Genomic DNA, 20,930 nt, shown 5'->3' with positions numbered 1-20,930 from the left:
ATGATACGTTTTGCAGTAATTGGCACAAACTGGATCACTCGCCAGTTTGTCGATGCCGCCCATGAAACCGGCAAATATAAGTTAACCGCAGTTTATTCCCGTAGCCTTGAGCAGGCGCAGACCTTCGCCAACGATTACCCCGTCGAACATCTGTTTACTTCGCTGGAAGCGATGGCGCAAAGCGAGGCAATCGACGCTGTCTACATCGCCAGCCCAAACTCCCTGCACTTCCCGCAGACCGAACTGTTTTTGCGGCATAAAAAGCATGTTATTTGCGAAAAGCCGCTGGCCTCAAACCTGGCGCAAGCCGAAGCCGCTATCGCCTGCGCGCGCGAAAATCAGGTTGTACTATTTGAAGCGTTTAAGACCGCCAGCCTGCCTAACTTCCTGCTGTTGCAGCAATCGCTCCCCAAAGTTGGAAGAATCAGGAAAGCGTTTATCAATTACTGCCAGTACTCCTCGCGTTACCAGCGCTATCTGGACGGTGAAAATCCGAACACGTTTAATCCGGCATTCTCCAACGGCTCGATTATGGATATCGGTTTTTACTGCCTGGCCTCGGCGGTTGCGCTATGGGGCGAGCCGCAGAGCGTTCAGGCCAGCGCCAGCCTGCTGGAAAGCGGCGTGGACGCTCACGGCGTGGTGGTGCTGAATTACGGTGATTTCAGCGTTACGCTCCAGCACTCAAAAGTAAGCGACTCGGTATTAGCCAGTGAAATTCAGGGCGAGTCGGGATCGTTGGTCATCGAGCATATCTCCGAGTGTCAGAAAGTGTGCTTCGTTCCTCGCGGGGGGAAAACGCAGGATCTGACGACGCCTCAACACATCAATACTATGCTGTATGAGGCAGAGGCTTTTGCCCATTTGGTTGAATCCGGCGAAGTAGATCACCCGGCACTGGCCGTCAGCCGTATCACCGCCAAACTGCAAACGGAGATTCGCCGCCAGACCGGCGTGGTTTTCCCGGCAGACGAAGCGGAAACATCGCTGACTGCGTAAAGGTATGTAAAACGAATGTTGCAGGCCATTGACTGAATGCATGGCCTGTAATATTTTGTAACCCGCAAAGGGGAGTAACTTCGTTGTCGGTTGATCGTCATTACGATGTGTGAAAAACCACATCCGGTCGCCGGGCGATAACAAAGGAATACGCCATCGTATTCCTTTGTTGTTGTAAGTGAGACCTTGCCGAATGGCAAGGTCTATGCATAAAAAGCAGCGGCTAATGCCATTCGGCGTTGGCCGTTTTTTTTATGCATGGGGAAATACAATGAATACTGTCGGCACACCGTTGTTATGGGGTGGCTTCGCTGTCGTGGTGGTTATTATGCTGGCCATCGACCTGCTGTTACAGGGTCGTCGCGGCGCGCATACGATGTCGATGAAGCAGGCTGCGGCCTGGTCAATCGTCTGGGTAACGCTGTCGTTACTGTTTAACGCCGCCTTCTGGTGGTACCTGGCCCAAACCCAGGGCCGCGCCGTTGCCGACCCGCAGGCGCTGGCATTCCTTACCGGCTATTTGATCGAAAAATCGCTGGCGGTAGATAACGTCTTTGTCTGGTTAATGCTGTTCAGCTACTTCTCCGTACCGCCTGCGTTGCAGCGTCGGGTGCTGGTGTATGGCGTGTTGGGCGCGATTGTTCTGCGTACGATCATGATCTTCGCCGGCAGTTGGCTTATCACCCAGTTTGAGTGGTTGTTGTACGTGTTCGGCGCATTCCTGTTGTTTACCGGCGTGAAGATGGCGCTGGCGAAAGAAGATGCCTCCGGTATTGGCGACAGACCGTTAGTACGCTGGCTGCGCGGCCATTTACGCATGACCGATACCATCGAAGATGAAAAATTCTTTGTGCGTAAAAACGGCCTGCTGTTTGTCACGCCGCTGATGCTGGTGTTGATTCTGGTTGAACTGAGCGACGTTATTTTTGCCGTCGACAGTATCCCGGCTATCTTTGCCGTCACCACCGACCCGTTCATCGTGTTGACCTCGAACCTGTTTGCTATTTTGGGTCTGCGCGCGATGTACTTCCTGCTGGCAGGCGTGGCGGAGCGTTTCTCCATGCTGAAGTACGGTTTGTCGGTCATTCTGGTGTTTATCGGTATTAAGATGCTGATCGTCGATTTCTACCATATCCCGATCGCTATCTCGTTAGGCGTGGTATTTGGCATTCTGTTTGTGACGCTGATTGTGAACGCGTGGGTCAACCACCAGCACGATAAAAAGCAGCAAATTCAGTAAGTTTCATCTGCTAGCTGAAAAGCCCGACAGCACACTGCGTGCGTCGGGCTTTTTGTTTATCATGTCAAAATAATGTTAATTCAAAGTTATAAAATATGATCTCAACGCGGAATCCAGGATATTTATCTTCCCGACCCCCGTTCTTTCCTTATACTCAGCCATGCAAACATTTGCCCCCCTGAAAGATGCGTCAACAGAACGCACAAAGGTAAGGCAACAACACAATCAAAGGATGACTACATGACTACGCAACGTTCATCGGGGCTATTCTCGCGTTTGGCGCAAGGGAGCCTGGTTAAACAAATTCTGATCGGTTTGGTACTGGGAATTTTACTGGCACTGGTGTCAAAACCAGCGGCAGAAGCCGTTGGTCTGCTGGGTACGCTGTTCGTCGGCGCATTAAAAGCTGTCGCGCCAATTCTGGTTTTGATGCTGGTGATGGCTTCTATCGCCAACCACCAGCACGGGCAAAAAACCAATATCCGCCCAATCCTGTTCCTCTATCTGCTCGGAACATTTTCCGCAGCGTTAGCAGCCGTTGTCTTCAGTTTCGCCTTCCCATCCACACTGCATCTTTCCAGCAGCGCCGGTGATATTGTGCCGCCGTCTGGTATCGTCGAAGTGATGCGCAGCCTGCTGATGAGCATGGTTTCTAACCCAATTGATGCCCTGCTTAACGCCAACTATATCGGTATTCTGGTATGGGCCGTCGGTTTGGGCTTTGCGCTGCGCCACGGCAATGAAACGACCAAAAACCTGGTTAATGATATGTCCAACGCCGTCACCTTTATGGTGAGGCTGGTGATTCGTTTCGCGCCGATCGGGATCTTCGGCCTGGTCTCCTCCACGCTGGCAACCACCGGTTTTGCCACGCTTTGGGGCTACGCTCAACTGCTGGCCGTGCTGGTAGGTTGTATGCTGCTGGTGGCGTTGGTAATCAACCCGCTGCTGGTATTCTGGAAAATTCGCCGTAACCCGTATCCGCTGGTGCTGGCTTGTCTGCGCGAAAGCGGCGTGTACGCTTTCTTTACCCGCAGTTCCGCGGCAAATATTCCGGTGAATATGGCGCTGTGTGAGAAGCTGAATCTGGATCGTGATACCTATTCGGTCTCTATCCCGTTGGGCGCCACCATCAATATGGCAGGCGCGGCGATCACCATTACCGTGCTGACGCTGGCGGCGGTGAATACGCTGGGTATTCCGGTCGATTTACCGACGGCGCTGTTACTGAGCGTGGTGGCTTCGCTGTGCGCCTGTGGCGCATCGGGCGTGGCGGGGGGTTCTCTGCTGCTGATCCCACTGGCGTGTAATATGTTCGGTATCCCGAACGACATCGCCATGCAGGTTGTTGCCGTTGGCTTTATCATCGGCGTATTGCAGGATTCCTGTGAAACGGCGCTGAACTCTTCGACAGACGTCCTGTTTACCGCTGCGGCCTGCCAGGCTGAAGACGAGCGCCTGGCAAATAACGCCCTGCGCGGCTAATCTCCGCACCCTCCGTCATCGGGCGGAGGGGTTCTCTTCTTGTACGCTTTTTTCTATTTTGAATGGATCAATGCCGCGTTTTTGCATCCGCCGGAAGCGAATAATGTTCAGGCCGTTCATCACCAGAAAGCTACCTTCGATCATCGTCCCGCCAATCGACCCTAACCAAAAATTATGGATAACCCAGCAGGCGGTTGCGCACCACATTACGCAGCGCACAGTTAACCCCTGGCAGCGAAACAGCGCCCAGGTGCTGGCCAGCGTGCCGATTATCGGCAACAGTTCCATCGCATGCTGTAATTTCGCCAGCCCGAGAACCAGGGTGAGGATAATAAAAACGGTCATTACCCACAGTTTGCGGGTATGCATCGAGACGAGTGTGCGGATGGTGTTAAGCTCGGCACTCATTCCTGCAGGCCAGGCGCCCATCAGGAAAAAATGCACGCCAATGGTGGCGCTATAGACGGCGAGTTGCAGCCGGAACCGGCGCTCATCGCGATTGAAAAAGGTGGTAATGCCGATCAGAAAGGCGATGACACCTACGCCCTGGGCCAGCCAATACGCGGTCATGCAAGCAACCCCAATTCTATCTCGTAGGCCGGATAAGGCGAGTTCGCCACCATCCGGCAACGGTTTGTGCCTGATGGCGCTGCGCTTATCAGGCCTACGTCTTTACAATTAAAGAGTTACGCCGCTTTTAAATATCGCTAACTCTCTAAAATCATTCCGCTCGTTGCAGGTTTGCTTGCCGTTAGCGAAATCGACGATCGTATCGACAAACTCGTTCAGCAACTGAGGCATCGCTTTGCCGTGGATCAGTTGTCCGGCGTCAAAATCGATCCAGTGCTTTTTCTTCGCTGCCAGTTCGCTGTTGGTGGCAATTTTCACCGTCGGCACAAAACCGCCGTACGGCGTACCGCGACCGGTACTGAACAGCACCATATGACATCCCGCGCCCGCGAGGGCACTGGTCGCGACAGCATCGTTGCCCGGCGCGCTCAGCAGGTTCAGGCCGTGCGTCTTCAGGCGTTCGCCATAGCGCAGTACGTCCACCACCTGGCTGGATCCCGCTTTTTGCGTGCAGCCCAGAGATTTGTCTTCCAGCGTGGTGATACCGCCCGCTTTGTTGCCCGGGGATGGATTCTCGTAAATCGGTTGGTCGTGGGCAATGAAGTACTGCTTGAAGTCATTGACCATGGTAACCAGCTTGCCAAACGTTTCTTCGTCACGGCAGTGGTCCATCAGCAACTGCTCGGCGCCGAACATTTCCGGCACTTCGGTCAGCACGGTGGTACCGCCGTTGGCAATCACGTAGTCCGAAAAACGGCCCAGCATCGGGTTGGCGGTAATACCGGACAGGCCGTCAGAGCCGCCGCATTCCAGACCAAACTTCAGCTCGCCCAGTTTACCTGGCTCACGCTTGTCGTTACGCATCACGTTGTACAACTGATGAAGATGTTCAATCCCCGCTTCCACTTCGTCTTCCTGATGTTGGCAGACCATGAAGTGAACGCGCTCAGGATCGTACTCACCTAAGGTTTCACGGAAGGCATCAACCTGGTTATTTTCACAACCAAGGCCCACCACCAGCACCGCACCCGCATTCGGGTGACGCACCATGTTTTGCAGCATGGTGCGGGTGTTAATGTGGTCGTCGCCCAGTTGCGAACAGCCGTAGGTGTGACTGAAAAGATGTACGCCATCGATACCTTCGGCGTCGTTGGTCTCTTTCAGAAAACGGTTCTGCATCTGACGCGCCATGGCGTTGACGCAGCCTACCGTCGGTAGGATCCACAGTTCGTTACGTACCCCGACATCACCGTTCGCGCGGCGATAAATCTGTACATCGCGATCCGCCGGTTGGGCAACTTCCGCCTGAAAATCAGGGTGGTAGCTATACGTGTCCAGGTCGCTCAGATTCGTGCGCGTGTTGTGGGCATGAATATGCTCACCTGCCGCAACGTCCACCAGCGTATGGCCAATTGGCAAACCGTATTTAATGACGTTTTCGCCTTTTGCAATATCGCGCAAAGCGAATTTATGGCCACGAGAGACCGCCTGACGCAGGGTTACCGCCTGCCCATCAACGGTGACTTCGGTTCCTTCAGCCAAATCAGCGAGCGCTACCACGACGTTATCCAGCGCATGGATCTTGATGTATTGCATATCAATCCCGGACCTTAGAGCCTATTTCAGTAGGCGTATATTGTCGCAGCCCGTTTGGACACGGACAGCGCGCAAAAACCGGAGCGTACACGCAGTACGTGAGGATTTTGAGCACTGCCCAGGTTCAAACTGGCAAGTAAAATAGCCTAATGGATAGGCTCTTAGTTCAGTTCAATGGCGAAATAATCACGCGCATTGTTAAAGCAAATATTTCTGACCATTTCGCCCAGCAACTGGATATCTGCCGGTGCTTCACCTGCAGCAACCCAACGGCCAATCATCTGGCACAGGATACGACGGAAGTATTCATGGCGCGTGTATGACAGGAAGCTACGGCTATCGGTCAGCATGCCGACGAAACGGCTCAGCAGGCCAAGCTGGGCCAGTTGCGTCATCTGACGTTCCATCCCATCTTTCTGATCGTTGAACCACCAGCCGGAACCGAACTGCATTTTGCCCGGCATACCTTCGCCCTGGAAGTTGCCGATCATGGTGCCCAGCACTTCGTTATCGCGCGGGTTCAGGCAGTACAGAATGGTTTTCGGCAGCAGGTTCTGTTCGTTCTGCTTGCTCAGCAGTTTGGACAGCTCTTCGGCCATCGGACGGTCGTTGATGGAGTCAAAGCCAACATCCGCGCCCAGCAGTTTGAACTGACGCAGGTTGTTATTACGCAGCGCGCCGATGTGGTACTGCTGTACCCATTCGCGACGCGCGTATTCTGCGCCGAGGAACACCAGTACGGCAGTTTTAAACTGGGCAACTTCATGCTCGCTCAGGGTTTCACCCGCCAGGCGGCGCGCCAGAATACTATCCAGTTCAGATTCGTTAGATTCAGCAAACAGCACCACGTCCAGCGCGTGGTCAGAGACTTTACAGCCGTGAGCCGCGAAGTGATCCAGACGTTTGGTCAGCGCGGTCTGCAGGTCTACGAAGCGACGAATGTCGGTGTCGGATACTTCGCCCAGCTTCGCCATATAGTCATTAAAGGTTGCCAGTTCGATGTTGAAAGCTTTATCCGGACGCCAGCTCGGCAGCACTTTCACATCAAAGCTTCCGTCTTTAGCAACGGCCGCGTGATGCTCCAGAGAGTCGATCGGGTCATCGGTGGTACCAACCATTTTCACGTTCATCTGCTGCATGATGCCGCGCGCGGAGAATTTATCCTGCGCCAGCAGTTCGTTGCATTGGTTCCAGATTTCGTCGGCAGTCGCAGGAGACAGCAGCTTACCTGTAATACCAAACGGACGACGTAGTTCGAGGTGGGTCCAGTGGTACAGCGGGTTACCGATGGTGTGAGGTACGGTCGCGGCCCAGGCGTCAAACTTCTCACGATCGGACGCATCGCCGGTACACAGGCGCTCAGCGACGCCATTGGTGCGCATCGCACGCCACTTATAGTGGTCGCCCTTCAGCCAGATGTCATACAGGTTATTAAAACGGTAGTTTTCAGCGATTTGTTGCGGTGGTAAATGGCAGTGGTAATCGAAGATCGGCTGGTCTTTGGCGTAATCATGATACAGACGGCGGGCAAATTCGGTGTCCAGCAGGAAATCTTCAGTCATAAACGGGGTCATTATCGTCTTCCTCTCAGCGAGTGCGTCAGATTGCTTATGTTTTGATGTTGACAAAGTTATCACACCAATTTCCATACACTGAAGATATTTTCGTGAGTTAGATCAACAAATGGTGACAAAAAAATTACTCTCAAAGAGGTAAATTACGCGTCAAGCCGCGCCAGTACTGGCTTTGCTGAATCGAAATAATGACCACACGAAGATTCACACTTTTGTGATGGCACTCACCTTTTAAAGCTGTATGACAAGTTATCTTTTGGCCGTCGCGATACATAAGCCGACGGAATGCAAATTACCGATGTATCACCATCGGATTGACCGGTACGGAAACCGAATTAGCACAATTATTGACATGGCAAAGTTCGGGGAGTGCCGGCTTTTTTTTCGGTTACCCCCTCGTAAAAGAACATCCTCCTCCCTGAACTGGAAGATGACCGCTCGTTCGCGGAAATAACAAAACGATGAGGTTTTACATGCGTAAAATTAAAGGGTTACGTTGGTACATGATCGCACTGGTGACGCTTGGCACCGTGCTGGGTTACCTGACACGTAACACTGTGGCGGCAGCTGCGCCAACTCTGATGGAAGAGTTACACATCTCCACTCAACAGTATTCCTATATCATCGCAGCGTATTCTGCTGCTTACACCGTAATGCAACCCGTTGCCGGCTATGTGCTCGATGTGCTCGGCACTAAAATTGGTTACGCGATGTTCGCCGTTCTGTGGGCCGTCTTCTGCGGCGCGACCGCATTGGCTGGCAGCTGGGGTGGACTGGCGCTGGCGCGTGGCGCGGTAGGTGCCGCTGAAGCCGCGATGATCCCCGCGGGTCTGAAAGCCAGCTCCGAATGGTTCCCGGCTAAAGAGCGTTCAATTGCCGTAGGTTACTTTAACGTGGGTTCTTCTATCGGCGCGATGATTGCTCCGCCGCTCGTCGTCTGGGCTATCGTCATGCACAGCTGGCAGATGGCATTCATTATTTCCGGTGCGCTGAGCTTCATTTGGGCGATGTCCTGGCTGGTGTTCTACAAACACCCACGCGACCAGAAAAAACTGTCTGATGAAGAACGTGATTACATTCTGAATGGTCAGGAATCACAGCATAAAAACAGTACCGCGAAGAAAATGTCCCTCGGTCAGATCCTGCGTAACCGTCAGTTCTGGGGTATCGCGCTGCCGCGTTTCCTGGCAGAGCCGGCCTGGGGTACTTTCAACGCCTGGATCCCGCTGTTCATGTTTAAAGTCTACGGCTTTAACCTGAAAGAAATTGCGATGTTTGCCTGGATGCCAATGCTGTTTGCTGACCTGGGTTGTATCGTAGGGGGTTATTTACCGCCGCTGTTCCAGCGCTGGTTCGGGGTTAACCTGATCGTTTCGCGTAAAATGGTCGTCACCATGGGCGCATTGCTGATGATTGGCCCAGGGATGATCGGCCTGTTCACCAGTCCGTACATTGCTATCGCTCTGCTGTGCGTCGGCGGCTTTGCTCACCAGGCGCTTTCTGGTGCCCTGATTACGCTCTCTTCTGACGTATTTGGTCGTAATGAAGTGGCAACCGCAAACGGTCTGACCGGTATGTCCGCCTGGCTTGCAAGTACGCTGTTTGCACTGGTCGTTGGCGCGCTGGCTGACACCATCGGCTTTAGCCCGCTGTTCGCCGTACTGGCGGTATTCGACCTACTCGGCGCGTTAGTCATCTGGACGGTATTGCAGAACAAATCGGCCAGCGAGGTAGATTCGGGTTCACAAACCGGCGATCCCGCGACGCAAAATTAACCCGATGTTATTCATCAAGGGTATATAATGTGAAGCCGCCAGTTATCTGGCGGCTTTTTTGTCGCCGCGAGTGGAGCCGTATTCGCAAAAGTGGTATAACAAATATAGTCTGCCGTATCATGCCTGGAGCGCATATGGAAATCACCGAACCACGACGTTTGTACCAACAACTTGCCGCTGATCTGAAAGAACGCATTGAGCAGGGCGTCTACCTGGTGGGTGATAAACTCCCCGCCGAGCGCTTTATCGCCGATGAAAAAAATGTCAGCCGCACCGTGGTTCGTGAAGCGATCATCATGCTCGAGGTTGAGGGCTACGTTGAAGTGCGTAAAGGATCGGGGATCCACGTCATTTCAAACCAACCTAAACATTATGTCGCGCCAGATGAAAATCTGGAGTTCGCCAGCTACGGTCCTTTTGAGCTGCTCCAGGCTCGCCAGTTGATTGAGAGCAACATTGCCGAGTTTGCCGCCACTCAGGTGACCAAACAGGACATCATGAAGCTGATGGAAATTCAGGAGAAGTCGCGTAACGAAAAAAGCTTTCGTGACTCCGAGTGGGATCTCCAGTTCCATGTGCAGGTCGCGCTGGCAACGCAGAACTCCGCTCTGGCCGCGATTGTTGAAAAAATGTGGACTCAACGTATTCACAACCCCTACTGGAAGAAACTACACGACCACATCGACCTGCGTACGGTAGATAACTGGTGTGACGACCATGACCAGATCCTGCGGGCGCTGATTCGCAAAGATCCCCATGCCGCCAAACTGGCAATGTGGCAGCACCTTGAGAACACCAAACAGATGCTGTTTAACGAAACCAGCGATGATTTTGAGTTCAATGCTGACCGTTATCTTTTTACTGAAAATCCCGTTGTTCATCTCGATACGGCGGCTAACGGCGCAAAATAAACAATCTAAGCGATGCAGGCGCGACAAAGCGCCTGTTTCTGACGCTTGGTAAGCGTTAGGTATAAAGTGTCAGCCTGTGTAAATCCTCTCGCCTCCCTCCATTGCGATAAGCAAAATCACAGTTCAACAACCGTAATTTCTATAACGGACAACGTTGACCTTTGTTACAATTAGTTGTTATTTGAATTTTTGTGTTTGAGAGCTTGCTTACTTCACAACTTTACAGGGAATAGTTCAGGCCGTGAATTTGTGTCAGACCGCGATCCATGTAAAAAACACCAATTAAATTGCGGCGTTACAAACTCCAGAAAACCGGCATGACGACAACCGATTCTCCAGGAATATTGAATGGAACTACTGACTCAATTACTGAATGCTTTATGGGCTCAGGATTTTGAAACGCTGGCCAATCCTTCCATGATTGGCATGCTCTATTTCGTACTATTTACCATTTTGTTTCTGGAAAACGGACTGCTGCCAGCAGCCTTTTTACCTGGCGACAGTCTTCTGGTACTGGTCGGCGTACTTATCGCCAAAGGCGCGATGGGTTTCCCGCAAACAGTACTGCTGCTTACCACCGCAGCCAGCCTCGGTTGCTGGCTCAGCTATATCCAGGGGCGATGGCTGGGAAATACCCGCACCGTACAAAACTGGCTGTCCCATCTGCCAGCGCATTATCATCAGCGTGCGCATCATCTGTTCCATAAGCATGGCTTGTCTGCGCTGCTGGTCGGTCGCTTTATCGCGTTTGTCAGAACACTACTGCCGACCATCGCAGGATTGTCCGGCCTGAACAATGCGCGCTTTCAGTTCTTTAACTGGATGAGCGGACTGCTTTGGGTTCTGATTCTCACAACGCTTGGCTATCTGCTGGGCAAAACGCCAGTGTTTCTCAAATATGAAGATCAGCTGATGTCTTGCCTGATGCTGCTTCCCGTGGTGTTACTGGTGTTTGGTCTGGCAGGTTCACTGGTTGTGCTTTGGAAAAAGAAATACGGGAACCGAGGGTAAATTATGCTGAAATCACGCATAACGCTCCGACGACTTGCCTGGACCACTACCTTTATGCTGTTTATCGGCGCGCTGCTCCTGACCTGGTCGGTCATCCGCCAGCAGGAGTCAACGCTTGCCATTCGTGCAGTAAATCAGGGAGCCACCATGCCTGATGGCTTCTCTATCTGGCATCACCTGGACGCCAACGGTATTCGCTTTAAAAGCATTACTCCGCAAAATGACGCGCTGCTAATCACCTTTGATTCCAGCGCGCAGAGCGCAGCCGCAAAGGTCGTGCTGGACCGAACGTTACCGCATGGTTTCGTTATTGCCCAGCAGGATGATGATAATCAGGCGGTACAGTGGTTATCCCGCTTACGTGATACCCCGCACCGTTTTGGTTAATCTCCAGGATTCTGAATTAGATCACTCACTTTGGTGATTTCATCATTTAACGCCTATGATTAATAAACTGGGTTTATGACTCAACGCTTTATTACTCTGGAGCATCGGCCTTAGCCACCAGGTCGAATCACAATGGAAGGTTCAAGAATGAAATACCGCATCGCTTTAGCAATTAGTCTTTTCGCTCTCAGTGCCGGCAGTTACGCCTCCACCCTCTGTCAGGAAAAAGAACAGGATATTCAGCGGGAGATTAGCTATGCCGAAAAGCACAACAATCAAAACCGCATCAATGGCCTGAACAAAGCACTCAGCGAAGTTAGGGCTAACTGTACTGACAGCAAACTGCGCGCCGACCATCAGAAAAAAATTGCTGAGCAGAAAGACGAGATAGCCGAGCGTCAACGTGATTTGGCCGAGGCGAAGCAAAAAGGCGATGCGGATAAGATAGCAAAGCGCGAGCACAAGCTTGCTGAAGCTCAGAAAGAGCTGAAAGAACTCGAGACCCGCGATTACTAAGTACGGTAACTAGCCACTCAACTGGAGAAAACTATGTCGAAAGATAATGCTACGGAAAACCTGCGCGCTGAGCTGAAATCTCTTGCGGATACGCTTGAAGAAGTACTTAGCTCCTCTGGCGATAAGTCGAAGGAAGAGATGAGTAAAATTCGCAGCAAAGCCGAACACGCTTTGCGCGAGAGCCGCCATCGCCTGAGCGAAACCAGCGATGTGATTGCCAAACAGACCCGTGAGGCAGCGGCTAAAGCCGATAACTACGTGCGCGAAAACCCATGGACAGGCGTCGGCATTGGCGCTGCAGTCGGTGTGGTGCTTGGTGTACTGCTGTCGCGCCGTTAATAATGGCAGATTCTCAACACGCACAAGGTCCAGGCAAAGGCGTACTGGGTATTGGACAGCGGATCCTGACGATTCTCGTTGAGATCGTAGAGACGCGGCTGCGGCTGGCCGTCGTTGAGCTGGAAGAGGAAAAATCCAATCTCATCCAGATCCTGCTGATGCTTGGGCTTACCATGCTGTTCGCGGCGTTTGGACTGATGAGCCTGATGGTGCTTATCATCTGGGCTATAGATCCACAATATCGTCTGAACGCCATGATTGCCACCACCGTTGTGCTGTTGCTTTTAGCGCTTATCGGCGGGCTATGGACGCTGCGTAAGGCACGTAAAACAACGCTGCTGCGCCATACGCGCAATGAGCTCGCTAACGACAGGCGTGCCCTGGAGGATGATGCATAATGAGCAGTAAAGTCGAACGTCAACAACGTAAGGCGCAACTGCTTGGACAGATCCAGCAGCAACGGCTGGATCTGTCTGCCACTCGCCGCGACTGGCTGGAAGCCACCGAAGTTTACGATCGTGGCTGGAAAACGCTGTTGAACCTGCGTGGCTGGGTGTTAGTCGGGAGCAGCATTATGGCGGTTCGCACCATTCGTAACCCAAATCTGCTGGTACGCTGGGCCAAACGCGGTTTTAGCGTCTGGAGCATCTGGCGTCTGGTTAAATCCACCATCAGACAGCAGCAGCTGCGTGGCTAAAACCCCTCTTCCCCCCCTAACCTCAAAATTTTTGAAAAATATTGACAGTTTTCCTTGCTAACAATTGTCACTAAGCACGTTTATGATTCTCTCCATCGACAGCAACGACGCGCTCTGCAGCGCCGATGCACAAAAAAACACAATAAGCCGCCTGAGTGGTTTCCTGGAGAGTATGATGAAGAAATTAGAAGATGTTGGTGTACTGGTAGCGCGCATTCTGATGCCAATCCTGTTTATTTCCGCAGGTTGGGGAAAAATCACCGGATATGCGGGTACCCAACAGTACATGGAAGCCATGGGCGTCCCAGGATTTATGCTACCGCTGGTGATTCTGCTTGAGTTTGGCGGCGGTCTGGCAATTCTGTTCGGTTTCCTGACCCGTACGACCGCACTGTTCACCGCAGGCTTCACGCTGCTGACGGCGTTCCTCTTCCACAGCAACTTTGCGGAAGGTGTGAACTCTTTGATGTTCATGAAAAACCTGACTATCGCAGGCGGTTTCCTGCTGCTGGCTATCACCGGTCCGGGCGCCTTCAGCATCGACCGTGTACTGAATAAAAAGTGGTAAGCAAACTATACTGAACACATCAAAAAGCGAGGAGATATCTCCTCGCTTTTGCTATCTGAGGAGGCGAAAATCATGGGACAACTGATTGACGGCGTCTGGCATGACACCTGGTACGATACCAAATCAACCGGGGGAAAATTTCAACGTTCTGCATCGGCTTTCCGTAACTGGCTCACCGCGGATGGCGCGCCTGGCCCAACCGGTGAGGCTGGCTTTGCTGCCGAAAAAGATCGCTATCATCTGTACGTTTCGCTGGCCTGTCCGTGGGCGCATCGCACGCTGATTTTGCGAAAACTTAAAGGGCTGGAACCGTTCATTTCCGTTTCCGTAGTACATCCGTTGATGCTGGAAAACGGCTGGACCTTTGACGATAACTTCCCGGCGGCAACCGGTGATACCCTGTATCAGCACGACTTTCTTTATCAGCTCTATTTACACGCCGATCCTCACTACAGCGGAAGGGTGACCGTTCCGGTGCTGTGGGATAAAAAGAACCACACCATTGTCAGCAATGAATCTGCAGAAATCATCCGCATGTTTAATACTGCGTTTGATGCGCTGGGCGCGAAAGCCGGGGATTACTATCCACCAGCCTTGCAAAGCAAAATCGATGAGCTGAACGGCTGGATTTATGACAACGTCAATAACGGCGTGTATAAAGCCGGATTTGCCACCAGTCAGGAAGCCTACGACGACGCAGTGGAAAAAGTCTTCCAATCGCTGGCGAGACTGGAACAAATCCTTGGACAACATCGCTACCTGACCGGCAACCAGTTAACCGAGGCCGATATTCGCCTGTGGACTACGCTGGTGCGTTTTGATCCCGTGTATGTAACCCACTTCAAATGCGACAAACACCGGATTAGCGACTATCTGAACCTGTACGGTTTCCTGCGCGATATCTACCAGATGCCAGGTATTGCGGAAACCGTCAATTTCGATCACATCCGCAATCACTACTTCCGTAGCCACAAAACCATTAACCCGACCGGCATTATTTCTGTTGGGCCGTGGCAGGATCTAAGCGAACCTCATGGGCGTGACGAGCGTTTCGCATGATTTACACGGGTCCACTTTGGGGTTAGGCCGATTAGTTAAGCATGTATGGCGAACATGTGATTTTTGCTCAGGGTTCCGTTCACCTCAGCTGTGTCATTTCTCTGAAACACCGTTACCCGTGAACGTGCAAGGGAGGCTCACTGCCGCCTCCCTTGCAACCCAGGCTCCCGGCGGGAAAATCGTCGCTACGCGATTCATTCGTCTTATGCCGTCTGCCTGTCGGGTCGGGGCCGAGCCTGCATCCTTGCAGGCCGTCCCCTCTGCCCGCATCCCTGCGGGCAGCCCCGGTCAGCCGTCAACGACTCATCGATTTTCAGCCGGACATGGGTCATCGCTTCAACTCTCTGACTTTCAGTTAAATCTCTTATGCTGTTCAGATATATTCAAATAAAAATGCCGGTGGTCAGGCGTGGCTGGTCCGGCTGAAAATTGCCGACGTGTTTCCGTAAGGCCGGGAGAACCCGCAGGGATGCGGGTTCAGGGCGCGCTTTACAGGGACGTTACATCGCGCCCGGCCCGAAAGCCTGAAGGAAAAAGCGGAGGGAACCACGAAGTGGCAATTTTCCCGCCGGGAGCCGGGATTGTAAAGGGCGTGGCGGAGAACGCCCTTTACACGTTCACATGAACCAATGCTTAAGAGAAGCGATGAACATAAGGTGAACGGAACCCTTTCTCTGAGAGCGCATATTCATTACTTCCGCCAACACAGGTTGATACTTTCTGAAACTGAGGCGTTCACTGATAAGTATTACCCATCAGAGGACCAAATAATTAACACCGCAAATATTTACCATCATTTCATTCACGGCTATTCTTAATTTGATTGCTTTAAAAACAAGTAATTGAATGCAGAACGAGGCAAAAATGGATTGGTATTTAAACGTATTAAAGAACTACTTTGGTTTTGGTGGCCGCGCGCGTCGTAAAGAATACTGGATGTTTGTGTTGGTCAACATCATATTCACGTTCGTGCTGGGTATTCTGGACAGAATGCTTGGCTGGGAGCGCGCCGGGGGAGAAGGCATATTAACGACGATTTACGGGGTTCTGGTGTTTATCCCCTGGTGGGCAGTGCAGTTCCGGCGTTTGCATGACACCGATCGTTCAGCCTGGTGGCTGCTGGTGCTGCTGATCCCGATCGTAGGCTGGTTGGTGATCATCATTTTCAACTGTCAAAACGGGACTCAGGGGAGTAACCGCTTTGGGCCCGATCCCAAACAGTTATCCTGACGTAGCATATGTAGATGCCTGATGGCGCTACGCTTATCAGGCCTACAACATACTCCGTCTTCCAGGCCGGATAAGGTGCTTCACACCACATCCGGCGTAACAGTCCAGCTATTTACCTGCAAACAGCTTGGGGATTTCCCGCAGACACCAGGATTTCGCCTCGCCCATGCTGTCCCGACGCCAGGCCATAATAATATCAATTTCGCTTGTCGATTCCGGACTAACTACCCGCAGCCGACCAGCCGCAATATCCTCTTCCACCAGCGGGTACGGCATCGTCGCCACGCCAAGACCGGCCAACAGCGCCTGGCGTTTATCTTCTATCGTACTCACCGTCAGACGCGGCTGTTTATCCAGCAGTTGGACGGTCAGCACCGGACGTTCACGGGCGGTATCCGCCACCGCGATCCCGCGGTATTTCACGCGGGTGACTTCCGATAACGGTTCCGGCTCCTGATGGATGGGATGCTCCGGGGCCGCTACATAGACGTTCATCAGCGAGTACAGCTTACGCGAGTTGATTTCTGAGGATGAGCGAAAATGCATATCCGGCGCAATCACGATATCCGCCCGCCCCTGCTCCAGACGCTCCCACGCCCCAGCCAGAACTTCGGTAATAACGGAAAGCTGGGTATTGGCCTTCCCGGCAAGCCTGTCAATCAGCGGGAAAAATGCCGCCGTCGGCACCAGCGCTTCGGTGACGATGGTCAGATGCGTTTCCCAACCGCGAGCCAATGCTTCGGCATCGGTGGTCAGTTTATCCGCAGCTTCCAGCAGTACGCGCCCACGCTCCAGCAGCATACGCCCGACGTTGGTGAATTTTGTGCGATGACCTGAACGGTCAAACAGCACCACGTCCAGCTCCTCCTCCAGCTTCTGCATGGTATAGCTGAGCGCAGAAGGAACACGCCCCAGTTCGTCCGCCGCTGCGGCAAAGCTGCCGCGTCGGTCTATTGCGTCCATGACGCGTAACGCTTCAAGCGTTAAAGCCCTTTCTTTGGCCATCTCGTTCTCATTCAGGAAATTTGAACATACCGGGCAGAATATCTGGCTAACAATGCAGCGTCTAGCCATTTAACATAAAAGGAAGTAAAGAGAGGTCAAGAACTATGATTACTACCCGTACAGCCAAACAATGCGGGCAAGCAGACTACGGCTGGCTGCAGGCCCGTTATACCTTCTCCTTTGGACACTATTTTGATCCTAAACTGCTGGGTTATGCCTCGCTGCGTGTTCTGAACCAGGAAGTTCTGGCACCGGGGGCCTCTTTCCAGCCACGGACCTATCCGAAGGTGGATATCGTCAATCTGATCCTTGAAGGGGAAGCGGAGTACCGCGACAGCGAAGGCAACCATATTCAGGCCAAAGCGGGAGAAGTTTTACTGCTCGCGACACAGCCAGGAATCAGCTACAGCGAACACAATATCAGCAAAGATAAACCATTAACCAGAATGCAGCTCTGGCTGGACGCCTGTCCGCAGCGCGAAAACGCCTGCGTACAGAAAGCCACGTTGAGCGCCGGTAAGCATCAGCTGCTGGCCTCGCCAGACGGTGAACAAGGCAGCCTGCATCTGCGCCAACAGGTATGGGTGCACCACGTTGAACTGCAACAGGGTGAATCGCTGAGTTTTCAGTTACATGGGCCGCGGGCTTACTTACAGTCGATTCACGGCAGATTCCATGCGGTAACATCTGGCGCCGAAAAAGAAGCGCTCACCTGCGGCGATGGCGCATTTATTCGTGACGAAACTAACATAACGTTAGTCGCTGATACCCCGCTGCGCGCTTTGCTGATAGATTTGCCCGTATAGTCAGGGAAAACAACGGAGTACGACTATTGAGCAAGAAATCATCAAAAAAACGCCAGCCGCAGACTGAGCCTAAAAAGCAGGAAACGGTTACCTTCGGTTATGAAGAAATGCTGACGGAGCTGGAAGCGATTGTGGCCGATGCCGATCTACGGCTGGAAGACGAAGAAGCCGCCTGAAAAGGCGGCTCAGGCTGATGCCGGGTAGTGGCTGCGCCTTACCCGGCCTACAGATTAATGCGCTTTACTGGCCATGATCTCAATGATCTGCTTGTCGGTTTCCTGCATAGAACGACACGCCAGCGCGCACAGGTTACTGATAGATTGCTCCACGTTATGCGCCACAATCCCTTCATTGCCGGTTACAGCGGTATCATCCAGCGCCATCAGTACCGCTTTCCACGCCGCAGATGCACTGGTTGAGACTTTCATCGCACAGCTGTTCGAAGCGCCATCACAAATCATCCCGCTTACGTCGCCAATCATGCTGCTGATCGCCATTGCGATAGTGTTGTAGCGACCATCAACGATCCATGCCATCCCCGCCGCGGCGCCCATCGCCGCCGTGGTTGCCGCACACAGTGCAGACAAACGCGGGAGCTGATGATGGATGTAGATAGCACTCAGGTGAGACAACATCAGCGCACGCGCCAGTTTCTCTTCATCCGCGCCAAAGTGCTCGGCCACCACCATGACCGGAACGGTAGCGGTAATCCCCTGATTACCGGAGCCGGAGTTGCTCATGGCCGGCAGCGTCGCCCCGCCCATTCGCGCATCCGATGCCGCGCTGGTACGGATCAGAATAGAGGTGGAGAGATCGTTCGCCAGCAGGCCACGCGCACATTGCTTCTCAAGCGTGGTTCCGATGTGCAAGCCCCAGTTACCGCGCAGCCCTTCCTGAGACAGTGCACCGTTCAGTTTTGCCGCATCGAGAATGAAGCGGATTGACTCAAACGGTACCGCGTTCACGAACGCCAGAATCTCTTCCAGCGACGTGTGAGACAGTACCGCCAGCGGTGACTCCTGCTCCTCTTCCTCAGCGTTCTGTTCTGTGGTGAACACCACGCCTTTATTGGTCTCGATGCGCACAATGTTGGTATGACCGCCCACAATCGTTACGCACGCCCATCCTTCAGCGCCGTAAACCTTCGCGCGGGAAAAGAGGATGTCCTCGCAAGGCTCCTGCAGCATCACAGCAACCTTCCCTGCGGTCAGCATCGCTTTCGCATCGGCGATCGCTTGTGGCGACGCGTCTTTCAGTACCTCTAAACCGGCGTGGGCATTTCCACCCAGCGCACCCAGCGCTGCCGCGACAGGCAACCCGACCATTCCGGTACCCGGCACGGTAACGCCCATGCCGTTTTTCATCAGGTTCGGTGAGACCCACGCATCAATGCGTTCAACCGCGCCGCCCAGCTCAGCGGCTGCGACCGCTGCCGCCAGAGCCAGAGAGATAGGTTCCGTACAACCCAGCGCAGGCTTAACTTCTTCCTGCACCGCGTGGATAAAACTATCCCATAATGGATTCAATGTAGTCTCAAACATAACAACAACCTTTGCTCAGATATCTCAGGAAAATGCCAGGAACGGAGAAATGCACAGCAGCAGGCCCGTGATAATAATCAGATACAGGGAAGCGCCTTTGTATTTGTGCAGTGCAGGAACTTTGTAGACCAGCCAGGCCGGGATCAGACAACCCACCATGCCGAAAATAGGGCTACAAATAGAGGTGAAGCTCAGTACCGGCGCATTGAGCACAATTGCGCTCCACGCCAACAGGATGGCGAAAATCATAATGCCGCGCTGAACCAGGGTCTCATTGATTTTCTCTGCTGGCATTTTACGACGCAGAATGTTCATCACGATCCCCTGAGTGGCTTCACGGAAACCTAAGTAAACGCCGAAGAAAGCGGTCATAACGGCGAAAATGTTCAGAATAACGCTAACAATTTTCACCCAGCCCGCACCCGCACCGTTGATAAACTGCGCGGCAATCGCCAGAGCGGAAATGTTCTGCTCGTAGGCTTTAACCGCTTCGTCATGGCCCATCGCCAGCGTGAAGGAAACGGCGTAGAAAAAGACGGTAACAAACAGGATACCGAACGCTATGTTCATAGCACGCAGGGCTTTATGGCGCGCCACTTCAATGGATTTATTGCGAGAACGGTATGAGATAACCATCGGGCTTAAGGTCTGAATAAACAGAATCGAGGTCAGCGTGAACGGCAGCGTGATGATCGCATTTTTGATCAGCAACGCCATCGGCGGCAGTGAACCTGCGTTATGCAGATGCCACATCCCCACCATTGATACGCCAAGCGCTGCAACCACCAGTAGCTTGGTCAGTACCATGCCAGTGGAGATTTTAAACAGCATTTGTTCACCGCGTGACGAGAGGGCAACCAGGATGCAAATCAGCACCAGTCCATAAAACGGGCTGTCGGACAGCAAACCTTCAGTAACGCCAAAAGTGTGCAGGTAGGAAGCGCTATCGTTGGTAATGGCGGTGGAATAAACAAACATCCAGATAACCAGCATCACAAAATACAACGCACCTAACAGGATGCCCCAGTTCTTACCCAGATAGCCGCTGATCACGCTCGGATAGTCTTTACACTCTGGGGACTCAGCCAGCGTATTAATAAACAGCCGCTGGAACAGATACATGGCTGGGTAGCCGATGATAGAGGAGAGCAAGAACACCCACAGCCCCATCAGCCCTACCTGGACAGGAAGAAAAACAATCCCCGCGCCAATTGCCATACCGATACTCATAATGACCCAGCCGGTGTCCGTGCTGTCGAATTTAATGGCTTCGCGCCATTCACTTTCGGTCATTCCCGCCCGGCGAGCCGGAGCAGACGCGTCGAGTATTACGCTGTTATTTGTTGTTGTTTCCATAATTTCCCGCTCAATGTGTAGGTAGAGGTTTTTATATTTTTTCGTACTGCCTCAATGCGATACGCAGTACTAAGGTGCAGGCGAGCTATTGGAGTAATGAGGAAATCATACGCGCAGGGTCAGAGAAAAACTTCACAAACAAACCCCTGTAATTTCTAAAAGTTAAGAAATATTTTCTCTTTTAAACTCACATAAAGAATTTAATTTCTAATTTTGAAGCCGATCACAACAAAAAAGGTGCACTAAAGTGCACCTTTTTATTCTG

General features: G+C 52.6%; 22 protein-coding genes. 16 read left to right on the top strand and 6 right to left on the bottom strand.

The genetic code is table 11. The features are described 5' to 3' along the window. The 3 genes from OGV77_RS05895 (at nucleotide 1) to sstT (ending at nucleotide 3,724) form a co-directional block, all read left to right on the top strand. Nucleotides 1-999, top strand: a complete 999-nt coding sequence (locus OGV77_RS05895; RefSeq protein WP_087051144.1) for a Gfo/Idh/MocA family protein — start codon at nucleotides 1-3, stop codon at nucleotides 997-999. 271 nt (nucleotides 1,000-1,270) lie between these two features. After that, nucleotides 1,271-2,239 (top strand): TerC family protein, encoded by a 969-nt coding sequence (locus OGV77_RS05890; RefSeq protein ID WP_043018010.1) that lies wholly within the window; start codon nucleotides 1,271-1,273, stop codon nucleotides 2,237-2,239. Nucleotides 2,240-2,479: 240 nt separating this feature from the next. Further along, nucleotides 2,480-3,724 carry a serine/threonine transporter SstT gene (sstT, locus tag OGV77_RS05885; protein WP_043017734.1) on the top strand — a complete coding sequence of 415 codons (1,245 nt, stop codon included), beginning with the start codon at nucleotides 2,480-2,482 and terminating at the stop codon, nucleotides 3,722-3,724. 15 nt (nucleotides 3,725-3,739) lie between these two features. Here the strand turns inward: sstT and OGV77_RS05880 are convergent, their stop codons facing one another. The 3 genes from OGV77_RS05880 to uxaC all read right to left on the bottom strand — a co-directional run bounded on the left by OGV77_RS05880 (nucleotide 3,740) and on the right by uxaC (nucleotide 7,464). Then, nucleotides 3,740-4,294: a YgjV family protein gene (locus OGV77_RS05880; protein ID WP_043017735.1), complete on the bottom strand. Its 555-nt coding sequence runs from the start codon at nucleotides 4,292-4,294 to the stop codon at nucleotides 3,740-3,742. A gap of 108 nt (nucleotides 4,295-4,402) precedes the next feature. Then, on the bottom strand, nucleotides 4,403-5,890 hold the full coding sequence (locus tag OGV77_RS05875) for a UxaA family hydrolase (RefSeq protein ID WP_087051143.1): 1,488 nt from the start codon (nucleotides 5,888-5,890) through the stop codon (nucleotides 4,403-4,405). 161 nt (nucleotides 5,891-6,051) lie between these two features. Continuing rightward, nucleotides 6,052-7,464: a glucuronate isomerase gene (gene uxaC / locus OGV77_RS05870; RefSeq protein ID WP_047408441.1), complete on the bottom strand. Its 1,413-nt coding sequence runs from the start codon at nucleotides 7,462-7,464 to the stop codon at nucleotides 6,052-6,054. Nucleotides 7,465-7,937: 473 nt separating this feature from the next. Here uxaC and OGV77_RS05865 point away from each other — a divergent pair, with 473 nt between their 5' ends. The 11 genes from OGV77_RS05865 (at nucleotide 7,938) to OGV77_RS05815 (ending at nucleotide 15,957) form a co-directional block, all read left to right on the top strand. Then, nucleotides 7,938-9,239 (top strand): MFS transporter, encoded by a 1,302-nt coding sequence (locus OGV77_RS05865; RefSeq protein ID WP_043017738.1) that lies wholly within the window; start codon nucleotides 7,938-7,940, stop codon nucleotides 9,237-9,239. Between the two features lie 134 nt (nucleotides 9,240-9,373). Next, a complete protein-coding gene (gene exuR / locus OGV77_RS05860) occupies nucleotides 9,374-10,150 on the top strand; it encodes a transcriptional regulator ExuR (RefSeq protein WP_006687952.1) in 777 nt (258 codons plus the stop codon). A gap of 348 nt (nucleotides 10,151-10,498) precedes the next feature. Then, entirely contained in the window at nucleotides 10,499-11,161 is a 663-nt protein-coding gene (gene yqjA / locus OGV77_RS05855; protein WP_003024820.1) for a DedA family general envelope maintenance protein YqjA, read from the top strand. A gap of 18 nt (nucleotides 11,162-11,179) precedes the next feature. Then, nucleotides 11,180-11,548, top strand: a complete 369-nt coding sequence (gene mzrA / locus OGV77_RS05850) for an EnvZ/OmpR regulon moderator MzrA (RefSeq protein WP_029139667.1) — start codon at nucleotides 11,180-11,182, stop codon at nucleotides 11,546-11,548. Nucleotides 11,549-11,695: 147 nt separating this feature from the next. Then, nucleotides 11,696-12,064, top strand: a complete 369-nt coding sequence (locus OGV77_RS05845) for a DUF1090 domain-containing protein (protein ID WP_043017740.1) — start codon at nucleotides 11,696-11,698, stop codon at nucleotides 12,062-12,064. A 33-nt stretch (nucleotides 12,065-12,097) separates the two neighbouring features. After that, nucleotides 12,098-12,403 (top strand): ElaB/YgaM/YqjD family protein, encoded by a 306-nt coding sequence (locus tag OGV77_RS05840; RefSeq protein WP_003024832.1) that lies wholly within the window; start codon nucleotides 12,098-12,100, stop codon nucleotides 12,401-12,403. 2 nt (nucleotides 12,404-12,405) lie between these two features. After that, nucleotides 12,406-12,801 carry a phage holin family protein gene (locus OGV77_RS05835; protein WP_043017741.1) on the top strand — a complete coding sequence of 132 codons (396 nt, stop codon included), beginning with the start codon at nucleotides 12,406-12,408 and terminating at the stop codon, nucleotides 12,799-12,801. Beyond that, nucleotides 12,801-13,100: a YqjK-like family protein gene (locus tag OGV77_RS05830; RefSeq protein ID WP_003024845.1), complete on the top strand. Its 300-nt coding sequence runs from the start codon at nucleotides 12,801-12,803 to the stop codon at nucleotides 13,098-13,100. Before OGV77_RS05835 ends, OGV77_RS05830 begins: the two co-directional genes overlap by 1 nt. A gap of 175 nt (nucleotides 13,101-13,275) precedes the next feature. After that, entirely contained in the window at nucleotides 13,276-13,668 is a 393-nt protein-coding gene (locus OGV77_RS05825; protein WP_047408436.1) for a DoxX family protein, read from the top strand. A gap of 72 nt (nucleotides 13,669-13,740) precedes the next feature. Next, nucleotides 13,741-14,727 carry a glutathionyl-hydroquinone reductase YqjG gene (gene yqjG / locus OGV77_RS05820; protein WP_043017743.1) on the top strand — a complete coding sequence of 329 codons (987 nt, stop codon included), beginning with the start codon at nucleotides 13,741-13,743 and terminating at the stop codon, nucleotides 14,725-14,727. An 864-nt stretch (nucleotides 14,728-15,591) separates the two neighbouring features. Next, on the top strand, nucleotides 15,592-15,957 hold the full coding sequence (locus OGV77_RS05815; RefSeq protein WP_043017744.1) for a DUF805 domain-containing protein: 366 nt from the start codon (nucleotides 15,592-15,594) through the stop codon (nucleotides 15,955-15,957). A gap of 108 nt (nucleotides 15,958-16,065) precedes the next feature. Here OGV77_RS05815 and yhaJ read toward each other — a convergent pair whose 3' ends face one another. Then, the gene (gene yhaJ, locus OGV77_RS05810) at nucleotides 16,066-16,962 is read right to left on the bottom strand and encodes a DNA-binding transcriptional regulator YhaJ (protein WP_043017745.1); all 897 of its coding nucleotides are present in this window, start codon (nucleotides 16,960-16,962) and stop codon (nucleotides 16,066-16,068) included. A gap of 104 nt (nucleotides 16,963-17,066) precedes the next feature. Here yhaJ and OGV77_RS05805 point away from each other — a divergent pair, with 104 nt between their 5' ends. Both OGV77_RS05805 and OGV77_RS05800 read left to right on the top strand, forming a co-directional pair. Beyond that, nucleotides 17,067-17,768 (top strand): pirin family protein, encoded by a 702-nt coding sequence (locus OGV77_RS05805; RefSeq protein WP_043017746.1) that lies wholly within the window; start codon nucleotides 17,067-17,069, stop codon nucleotides 17,766-17,768. Between the two features lie 26 nt (nucleotides 17,769-17,794). Then, nucleotides 17,795-17,944 carry a protein YhaL gene (locus tag OGV77_RS05800; protein ID WP_087051142.1) on the top strand — a complete coding sequence of 50 codons (150 nt, stop codon included), beginning with the start codon at nucleotides 17,795-17,797 and terminating at the stop codon, nucleotides 17,942-17,944. A 54-nt stretch (nucleotides 17,945-17,998) separates the two neighbouring features. Here OGV77_RS05800 and OGV77_RS05795 read toward each other — a convergent pair whose 3' ends face one another. Both OGV77_RS05795 and OGV77_RS05790 read right to left on the bottom strand, forming a co-directional pair. Then, the gene (locus OGV77_RS05795; protein ID WP_075145594.1) at nucleotides 17,999-19,309 is read right to left on the bottom strand and encodes an L-cysteine desulfidase family protein; all 1,311 of its coding nucleotides are present in this window, start codon (nucleotides 19,307-19,309) and stop codon (nucleotides 17,999-18,001) included. Between the two features lie 24 nt (nucleotides 19,310-19,333). Further along, the gene (locus OGV77_RS05790; RefSeq protein WP_080626061.1) at nucleotides 19,334-20,665 is read right to left on the bottom strand and encodes an SLC5/6 family protein; all 1,332 of its coding nucleotides are present in this window, start codon (nucleotides 20,663-20,665) and stop codon (nucleotides 19,334-19,336) included. Nucleotides 20,666-20,930: the final 265 nt, after the last annotated feature.

Origin of the sequence: Citrobacter sp. Ce129 (genome assembly GCF_030334545.1) — a bacterium.
In the GTDB taxonomy this organism is placed as follows: Bacteria; Pseudomonadota; Gammaproteobacteria; order Enterobacterales; family Enterobacteriaceae; genus Citrobacter; species Citrobacter europaeus.
This window is presented reverse-complemented; position numbering and strand designations above follow the sequence as displayed.